Raw genomic sequence first — 8,807 nt, 5'->3', positions numbered from 1 at the left:
GACGGTGCTCACCGCGGTGCTGGCCCTCACCGTCATGCTCGCCCTCGGCGGCGGAGGCGATATCGCGGTGCTGATCGCCGTGATGGTGCTGGCCGTGCGCTTCGTGGAGCCGCTGACGGCCGTGGCCGAGGTCGCCGGCGGGCTGCGGATCGCCGGCGTGGGGCTGCGGCGCTTCCGCGAGGTGCTGGACATCCCGCCGCTGCCGGAGCCCGCCCGGCCCGCGGCCGCCGGGCCGCCGTCCGTGGAGTTCCGTGAGGTGAGCTTCGGCTACACCCCGGACCGCACGGTCCTGCACTCGCTGTCCTTCCGGGCCGAGCCCGGCACGCTGACCGCGCTGGTCGGGCCCTCGGGCGCCGGGAAGTCCACCGTGCTCTCCCTGATCGCCCGCTTCCACGACCCGGACAGCGGCGCCGTGCTCGTCGGCGACCGGGATGTACGCGAGCTGGGCACCGAGCGGCTGCTGAACCGGATCGCCCTGGTCTCCCAGCACCCGTACCTCTTCGAGGAGTCCATCGCCGACAACATCCTGCGGGCCCGGCCCGGTGCCGGACCCGACGAGCTGGACCGGGTGGTCCGGCTGGCCCGTGTCGACGAGATCGCCGCCCGGCTGCCGGACGGCCTCGGCACCCGCGTCGGCGAGGGCGGGGCCACCCTCTCCGGGGGCGAACGGCAGCGGGTCTCGATCGCCCGTGCCCTGCTCAAGGACGCCCCGATCGTGCTGCTGGACGAGGTCACCTCGTCACTCGACGCCGTGAACGAGCGGCTGGTCCAGCAGGCCGTCACCCGGCTTGCCGCCGACCGTACGGTGCTGGTGGTCGCGCACCGGCTGGAGACCGTCGAGGGCGCCGACCGGATTCTGGTGCTGGACGGGGGCCGCGTCACCGAGTCCGGCTCCCACCAGGAACTCCTGCGGCTCGGCGGCGTCTACAGCCGCTTCGTCGACCGCCGTCGCCGGGCCGCCGCCTGGCGACTCACCGGCACCGGCACCGGATGAGCCTGCCCTCTTCAGCCTGCCCTTTTTCCTGCCCGCCCGGAATCCCGGAACCCCAACCCCAACCGAGAACGGGAGTCACCCCATGAGCACCAACCCCTTCGACGACGACAACGGCCGCTTCCACGCGGTGGTCAACGACGAGGACCAGTACGCCCTGTGGCCCGCCTTCCGCGAGATCCCGCCGGGCTGGCGGTCCGTCCACGGCGAGGCCGGCCGCCAGGAGGTCCTGGAGTTCATCGAGAAGACCTGGACCGATATGCGCCCCCGCAGCCTGCGGGAAGCGATGGCCGCCGACAGCGCGGGATGACACACCGGGAGGGGGCGGAACCCGCCGCCCCCTCCCGCCCGAAAGCGACGACCCACCGCCCCAGCGAACGACGAGGAACCCGCGGTGTCCTTCACCGGCAGGCACGACATAGCCGACGTCCTTGCGCTCGGCCCACTCCAGCAAGGGCTGTACTCACTCAACCGTCTCCACCACGACCATCCCCACGGCGCCGGGCCCGCGGCGGGGCCCGAGGCCGACGGCTACGCCATCGCCGTCCTCACCGACTTCCACGGCCCGCTGGACACCGAGCGGCTGCACCGGGCGCTGCGCACCGTGCTCACCCGCCACCCCCAGCTGGTGGCCAGCTTCCGGGACAAGGACCTGCCCCACCCGGTACAGCTCGTGCCCGCGGTCGTCGACGTGCCCTGGCGCACCGTCCGGATGACGCCCGAGGAGTTCGGTGCCTACGTCGAGGACGAACGCGAGGCCCCGTTCGATCTCACCGCCGGACCGCCGCTGCGCGTCACCCTGGCCCGGCTCGGGTCCGGACACCACCGGCTGCTCTGCGTCTTCCACCACATTGTGATCGACGGGTGGTCGGTACCCGTCTTCTGGGACGAACTCGCCACGGCCTACTCCGAGGACGGCCCCGGACCGGTCGAATCCCATCCCGCCTACCGGGAGTACATCGGCTGGCTGCGCCGTCAGGACGGCGCGGCGTCGCTCGCCGAGTGGGCCCGGGCCCTGAGCGGAGTCGGCGAACCGACCGTCGTGGCCCCCCGCACCCGGGTGGACGGCGAGCCGCACCGGGCGGCCCTCACCATGCGGTCCCTCGAAGGGCCGCCCCTGGAGGAGCTGCTGTCCCGGGTCCGCGCGGCCAATCTCACCGTCAACACCGTCGCCCAGGCCGCCTGGGCCGTCCTGCTCAATCGGCTGACGGGACGTGAGGACGTCGTATTCGGCGTCACCGTCTCCGGCCGGCCCGAGGAGGTACCGCAGATCGAATCCGCCATCGGGCTGTTCATCAACACCATCCCCGCCCGGGTCACCCTCGACCGCGACGAACCGCTGATCGAGCTGTGCCGGCGGATCCAGCGCGATGCCGCCCGGCAACGGTCCCACGGCTATACCGGGCTCAGCGAAATCCAGCGCGCGCACGGCTGCGGCGACCTCTTCGACACCCTGATGATCTTCCACAACACGCCCAAGGGAGCCGCCCGGGACACCCTGCGGCTCGGCGGCGGGGTGAGCATGTCGCCGGTCTCCATGGAGAGCTACACCCACTACCCGCTGACCGTCGTGCCGTTCCTGCTGGACGACCGGCTCTACGTCAACGTCGACCACATCGACGCCCTCCTCGGCGGGCTGGACCCGGGCCGGCTGGCCGAACGCTTCCTCCGGATCATGCAGGACATCGCCGCCGCCCCCTCCCGCACCCACCGGGATCTGGACATCCTCCTCCCCGGGGAGCAGGCCGAACTGGCCCGCCTGGCCGACGGCCCGCGCCTCCCCGAACCTGCCTCACACCCGGCAGGGATCACGGACCACGGGGCGCACCGGTCGACGGACCACGGAGTGCACCGGGAGTTCGAACGGGCCGCCGCCCGGCACCCCGACCGGGTCGCCGTCCGCGACCGCCGCTCCGAGGTCCGGTACCGCGAACTCGACCGCTGGTCCAACGCCCTGGCCCGGCGGCTGCGCGCCCTCGGCGTCGGTCCGGAGACCCGGGTCGCCGTCGCCCTGCCCCGTACCCGGGACTACCTGGCCGCAATCCTCGCCGTACTCAAGGCCGGCGGCACGCTGGTACCGCTCGACCTGGCCGCCCCCACCGACCGCAACATCACCATCGCTCGACTCGCCGGGGCCCGGCTGCTGATCGCCCTGCCCGGGCAGCAGGACTGGTGGACCGGCCCGCGCTGCGCCCCCGGCACCCCCGGTGACGCCGACGCTCCCGGCGCCGCCGCACCACTCCCCGGTGACACCCATCCCGAGCAGGCCGTCCATGTGGTCTTCACCTCGGGTTCCACCGGCGAACCCAAGGGTGTGGTGGCCACCCACCGGGGGCTGGCCACTCTGCTGCACGCCCACCGGGCCGAGATCTACCGCCCGGTGACCGCGGACACCTCGGAGCCGCTGCGGGTCGGGCACTCCTGGTCCTTCGCCTTCGACGCCGCCTGGCAACCGCAGCTGGCCCTGCTCAGCGGACACACCCTGGAACTCTTCGACGAGGAGGACCAGCTCGACCCGGCCCGGCTGGTCCGCGGCATCCGCGAGCGCGAAGTGGACATGCTGGACACCTCACCGTCGATGCTCGCCCGGCTGTCGGAGGCCGGGCTGATCGAGGACGGCCGCTGCCCGCTGCGCATCCTGGCGCTGGGCGGGGAGGAGATCTCCCGTGCCGTCTGGGACACGCTCGCCGGCCTGCGGGGCACCCGCGTCCACAACTTCTACGGCCCCACCGAGATCACCGTGGAGGCCGTCAACGCCCGGGTACGGGCCGGGGAGGAACCCGCCATCGGCAGACCGGCCCCGGGCTCCCGTGCCCTGGTCCTGGGGCCCGACCTGCAGCCCGTGCCGCTGGGCACCCGGGGCGAGCTGTATCTGGGCGGAGCCCAGGTGGCGCGCTGCTACGAGTCACGTCCCGCCCTGACCGCCGAGCGCTTCGTCCCCGACCCGGAGACCGGCGAGCGCCTCTACCGCACCGGGGACGTGGTACGGCGCGACGCGGCCGGCCGGCTGATCTTCCTGGGGCGCGCGGACGAGCAGGTGAAGATCCGCGGCTACCGGGTCGAACTGGCCGAGGTGGTGGCCGCGCTGGAGGCGAGCGACGATGTGGCCAAGGCCGTCGTCGTCCCGTTCACGAGCGGACAGGGAAAGGCGCTGGCCGCGTACGTGGTCGTCTCCCGCGCGCTCAGAGAGTCGGGCCGCCCCCTGGACCCGGTGGCTCTCCGCGACGAGCTGGCCAGGCGGGTGCCCGCCTATCTGATCCCCGCGCGCATCACCGTGCTGGACCGTATCCCGCTGACCGTCAACGGCAAGACCGACCTGCGGGCGCTGCCCAGACCCACCGGTGACCAGGCGGCCGACGGGACCGCCCGGCCGCCCCGTACCGCCACCGAGCGTGCCGTCCACCAGGTGGCGCGGGACCTGCTGGAGGCCTCGGACCTCGGCTGCGAGGAGGACCTCTTCCACCACGGTCTGGACAGCATCGCCACCATCTCCCTCGTCGGCGAGCTCCGCCGGGCGGGGCTGCCCTGCACTCCCCGCCAGGTGCTGGTGCACCGCACCATCGGCCGGCTCGCCCGGGCGATCGACTCCACCCCCGCCCCGGCCCGGCCCGCCGGGACGGACACCGGAGACGAGGCCGTCCAGGAGGTGGCCACCCCGGTCCTGGACTGGCTGCACGGGTTGGGCGACTACCGCCGCTTCGCGCTCTCGCAGCTGATCACCCTGCCGCCGGGGCTCGGCCTGGACCGGGCCGAAGCACTGCTCGACGCGGTACGCCGCGCGCATCCGCAGCTGTCGGCCCGTGCGGTCGTCGGGGCGGACGGGCGTCTGCGACTGGTGAACCGCCCGCCCGGAACCGCGCCGGACGGCGCTCCACCGGCGATGCTCACCGAAGAGACCCATGAGGAACTGACCCCTCCCACGGTGCTCGCGGCGGCCCGCCGCGTCTGGGAACGGCTGGACCCGGCCGGCGGCGCCATGCTGGCAGGCGTACTGCTGCGGGAGCACCGCACCGGGCGGGACCTGCTGTTTCTCGCCGTCCACCATGCCGCGGCGGACCTCGTCTCCTGGCAGATCGTCCTCGCGGACCTGGCCGCCGCTGCCGACGCCGACGGCAGCCGCGGTGAGCCCGCCGTCATCGACGTTCCGCCCGAGCACACCTCGATGGCAGCCTGGTCCCGAGGGCTGGCCCGCCGTGCCCGGGGACCGGAGCCGGCCCGGCAGCAGCAGTACTGGCAAGGCGTACACAAGGCGGTGGCGGGGGCGCTCCGGCTCGCACCGGCCACGGCGTGGCCCCTTACCGGCACCCGGGGTTCGCTGCGCTCCCACCGGGTCCGCGCGGATCCGGAATCCACCGCGATCCTGCTGCGCCACCCGGCCGCCGTACCCGAGGCGGCACTGCTCGCCGCCACGGCACTCGCCGAAGCGACCTGGCGCACGGCCCACTCCACCGGCACCGGCACGGGTCTGGCTGTGGTCCGGGAGAGCCACGGCCGCCGCGACGAGCTGATCGAGCCCTACGTCCCGGCGCGGGACGGCATGGTGGACACCTCACGCACCGTCGGCTGGTTCAACGTGCTCCACCCGCTGGTGATCGGCCGCACCGTGCCGCGCGCCTCCCTGGAGGACGTTGAACGCGACACCTCGAAGGCACTGCGCCTGCTGTCCTCCGTACACGAGGAGCTGGAGGCCGTACCGCACGGCGGCTTCGACCACCCGCCGGCCCCGGCGGCGGGGGCCGGGCCGGACATCCTCTTCAGCTATCTCGGCCGTATCGACCGCCTGCCGGCCTCGGACGGCACGGGGAAGCGCCCGTGGACCGCGGTCGCCGACGAGGCACTGGTCCAGGAGTTCCCCGAGGACAGCGAACCCGGACTCCGGCAGGCCTTCGCCCTGGAGCTCATCACAGCAGTGCATCCGGGCCCGGACGGGCCGGAGTTCGAGGCGGCCTGGCGCCACGACCCCGCGGTCGTGGCGACCACCGACATCGAGGAACTGGCCCGGTACTGGGTGCGGGCCCTGGCCGTACTGGCCCGGGCCGCCCGGCAGCAGAAAAGGAACGAGGAATGAGCGGGACCATCGAAGCGGGCGGAATCACCCTGGCCTACGAGGAGACCGGCAGCGGTGAGCCGGTCGTACTGGTCATGGGTGCGGGCTCACCGGGGAGAGTGTGGCGCCCGTACCAGGTACCGGCACTGGCGGCGGCCGGGTTCCGGGTGATCACCTTCGACAACCGGGGAGTGGGCGGCAGCTCCGAGTGCCCCGGGGGATTCACTCTCGCCGATCTCACCGACGACCTCGCCGCCGTCATCGAGCAGGTCGCGGGCGGTACCGCGCATGTGGTCGGCACCTCCCTCGGTGCCCGGATGGCCCAGCGACTGGCGATGACCCGCCCGGAACTGGTCGACCGGCTCGCCCTGCTGGCAACCAGAGGACGGGGTGACGCGACGCTGACCGCCTTCGCGCGCGCCCAGATCGCGGTCCAGCGACAGGGCCTGGTCCTGCCCCCGGAAGTCTCGGCGGCACTGGGCGCGCTCGCCAACCTCTCCCCCGCGAGCCTGCGTGACGATGCTGCCGCCGAGGACTGGCTCGACATGCTGAGCATGGCGCCCCCGACCCCATCGGCAGGAGTGCGGGGCCAGTTCGAGGCCGCGCTGACCCACTTCCCCGACACCGTCTCCGAACTGGGCTGGATCACCGCCCCCACCCTGGTACTCGCCTTCGCCGACGACCGGCTCTCCCCGCCGCACCTCGGCCTCGAAGTCGCCGAGGCCATCCCGGGCGCCCACTGCGAAGTACTCGCGGACACCGGCCACTTCGGCTACTTGGAACGCCCCGAGGAGGTGAACAAACTCCTGGTGGACTTCCTCACCGACCACTCCCCCGGCCGCCCCCGGAAGGAACACCACCAGCCGGCGGGAAGCACCGGCCCATAAGCCACCCGGGACCACCCGAAAACAAGCGGGACAACCCACCGCACGCCGGCCCGGCAGCCAGCAACTGCCGGGCTGACGCGTTCCCGCGCCGCCGCGCTGCCATTCACGCAGCAGTGCCGCGGGTCCTTGTCTTACCCTCAACCAGGCCGGGGGGGCAGCCGCTCGTCCCGGACCCGGCCGACACGAGCGGGCACGCGCCGGGCTCTCGCCCCGCGCAGCCCGGCCCCACCCCGGGGCCCGTCTTCACCGCGGAAAGTTCGCCGCCGACCGCGACTCCGCGTTCAACCGGGCAGCACCCTGCTCACCCGGCGCCGTTGAGCCCCGCCTGCACCCCGGTGGTACCGGTCCCGACGGACGGGGCCGGCACCACCACCCGCCCGGCACGGCTGCCTTCACCGGCCGCTCAGCCGACCGGTAAATCGGTTGCCGCTGCCCCGGAAGCCGTTGTTAGTCTGGCCGAGTTCCGTAGATCTGTTCTGGGCCCGCTGCGCCCTGGAAGAGGGATTTTTATGTTTCGGCCCGCGCCGAGCGCGCCTCGCTGCACCGCCTAGCCTTCCGTTTCCCTGCTGCCGTCCTTGCCCGACGGTGGGCCGGACGTAGGCCTCCGGTGCTCTGAACCAGCCCACGCCTCCGAGCCGACGTGCATGTCCGCGGCGGGCGGCTGGGCTCTTCGCCGAGCCGCTCGGCCTGCTCTTGCTGTCATGACGGACTTCTCAGCAAGGAGCACCCCGGGTGTCCAGTATCCCAAGGACTCTCCCACCCCTTCCATCCGCCTTCCCGACCGGTACGTTCAGCCGCGCACGGGCAGCTCACCGGGAGCTGCCGTGCGTCCGATGACCAGGGAAGAGATACGCGGCGCGATGGTGAACCCGGACACAACCGCCGGCAAGGTCCGGCTGCCCACCTGGTTCGACGAGGCCCGGTGGGACCGAATCGACTACCTCGGATGGCGGGATCTGCGCTCCCCGCAGCGCGCGTACCTCGTCACCGAGGCCGACGGCCAGCCGCTGGGAGTGCTGCTGCGACAGGCCCCGAACGATGCGGCACACGGCTCGCGCGCGATGATGTGCGACCTGTGCCGGTTCACCCGGCGGTTCAACGAGGTTTCGCTCTTCACCGCCCGACGCCCGTCCCGGGACAAACGCGAACGCCTGAACACGGTGGGCCTTCTCCTCTGCACCGACCTCGACTGCGCCGTGAAGCTGCACAGCAAACCGGTCCGCGGGCCTTTCGATCCCCCGGCCGGGGAAATGATCGAGCAACGCCGCGTCGGCATGCGTTCCCGCACGATCACCTTCATCCACTCGGTGACCGAAGGCGAACGCACCACGCGGCGGAGAAGGAGGACGGGTTCACCCGGGGCAAAGCCCTGAACCCATCCACTGCCGTCCTGGTCGAGGACGGCCACCCACCCCGCGGACCGGACCCACTGCGGAGCCCGGTCCGCACCACCCACCGCAAGGGCCGGCGCTGCCGATCGTGCTCACCCCCGGCTTCCGTGGGGCGGGCCCGTCAGGTCTGATCGTTCGTGATCTTGACGAGGTCTCGGTTGGTGCCCACGTAGAGGGAGTTCGACGAGTTTCCGGCTTCGTCGAGGCGGTCGAAGTAGAGGCCTCCGTACTCGTGGGTGTTGGCGTAGCCGGCGCCGACCCACGTATCCGCTACCTCAGCGGAGGCATCGCACAGAGACGGAACATGAGGGAAGGCGCAGCCGCGGGTAACTCATCCGCCACGGCAGCACCTTCATTCATACAGGTCAGCGCACCCTTCCCCGAGGCTTCAGGGGCACCGGTGGCAGTTCCGGGGCGGGCAGCGGGTCGCTGGCGTAGCCCTTGACCTCGCCGAAGCGGGTGCCTTCCGTCCAGTCCCGGCGGGCCTGGAC

General features: G+C 72.6%; 5 protein-coding genes and 1 pseudogene. 5 read left to right on the top strand and 1 reads right to left on the bottom strand.

The window, feature by feature from the left end; all coding sequences use genetic code 11:
- The 5 genes from ACWDR0_RS33970 to ACWDR0_RS33950 form a co-directional block, all read left to right on the top strand.
- On the top strand, positions 1–994 hold a 994-nt coding region (locus tag ACWDR0_RS33970), incomplete at its 5' end, for an ABC transporter ATP-binding protein (RefSeq protein WP_456355689.1).
- Between the two features lie 82 nt (positions 995–1,076).
- Positions 1,077–1,301, top strand: coding sequence for an MbtH family protein (locus ACWDR0_RS33965; RefSeq protein WP_456355688.1), 225 nt, complete (start codon positions 1,077–1,079; stop codon positions 1,299–1,301).
- An 84-nt stretch (positions 1,302–1,385) separates the two neighbouring features.
- Entirely contained in the window at positions 1,386–6,059 is a 4,674-nt protein-coding gene (locus ACWDR0_RS33960; RefSeq protein WP_456355687.1) for a non-ribosomal peptide synthetase, read from the top strand.
- Positions 6,056–6,925, top strand: a complete 870-nt coding sequence (locus ACWDR0_RS33955) for an alpha/beta fold hydrolase (protein ID WP_456355686.1) — start codon at positions 6,056–6,058, stop codon at positions 6,923–6,925. The genes ACWDR0_RS33960 and ACWDR0_RS33955 overlap by 4 nt, the downstream gene beginning before the upstream one ends.
- 833 nt (positions 6,926–7,758) lie before the next feature.
- Positions 7,759–8,298 (top strand): FBP domain-containing protein, encoded by a 540-nt coding sequence (locus ACWDR0_RS33950; protein WP_456355690.1) that lies wholly within the window; start codon positions 7,759–7,761, stop codon positions 8,296–8,298.
- Between the two features lie 383 nt (positions 8,299–8,681).
- Here ACWDR0_RS33950 and ACWDR0_RS33945 read toward each other — a convergent pair.
- Positions 8,682–8,807: pseudogene (locus tag ACWDR0_RS33945) on the bottom strand (pirin family protein); the annotation flags it as partial.

The sequence above is a fragment of the Streptomyces sp. NPDC003691 genome, assembly GCF_053981115.1.
This window is presented reverse-complemented; position numbering and strand designations above follow the sequence as displayed.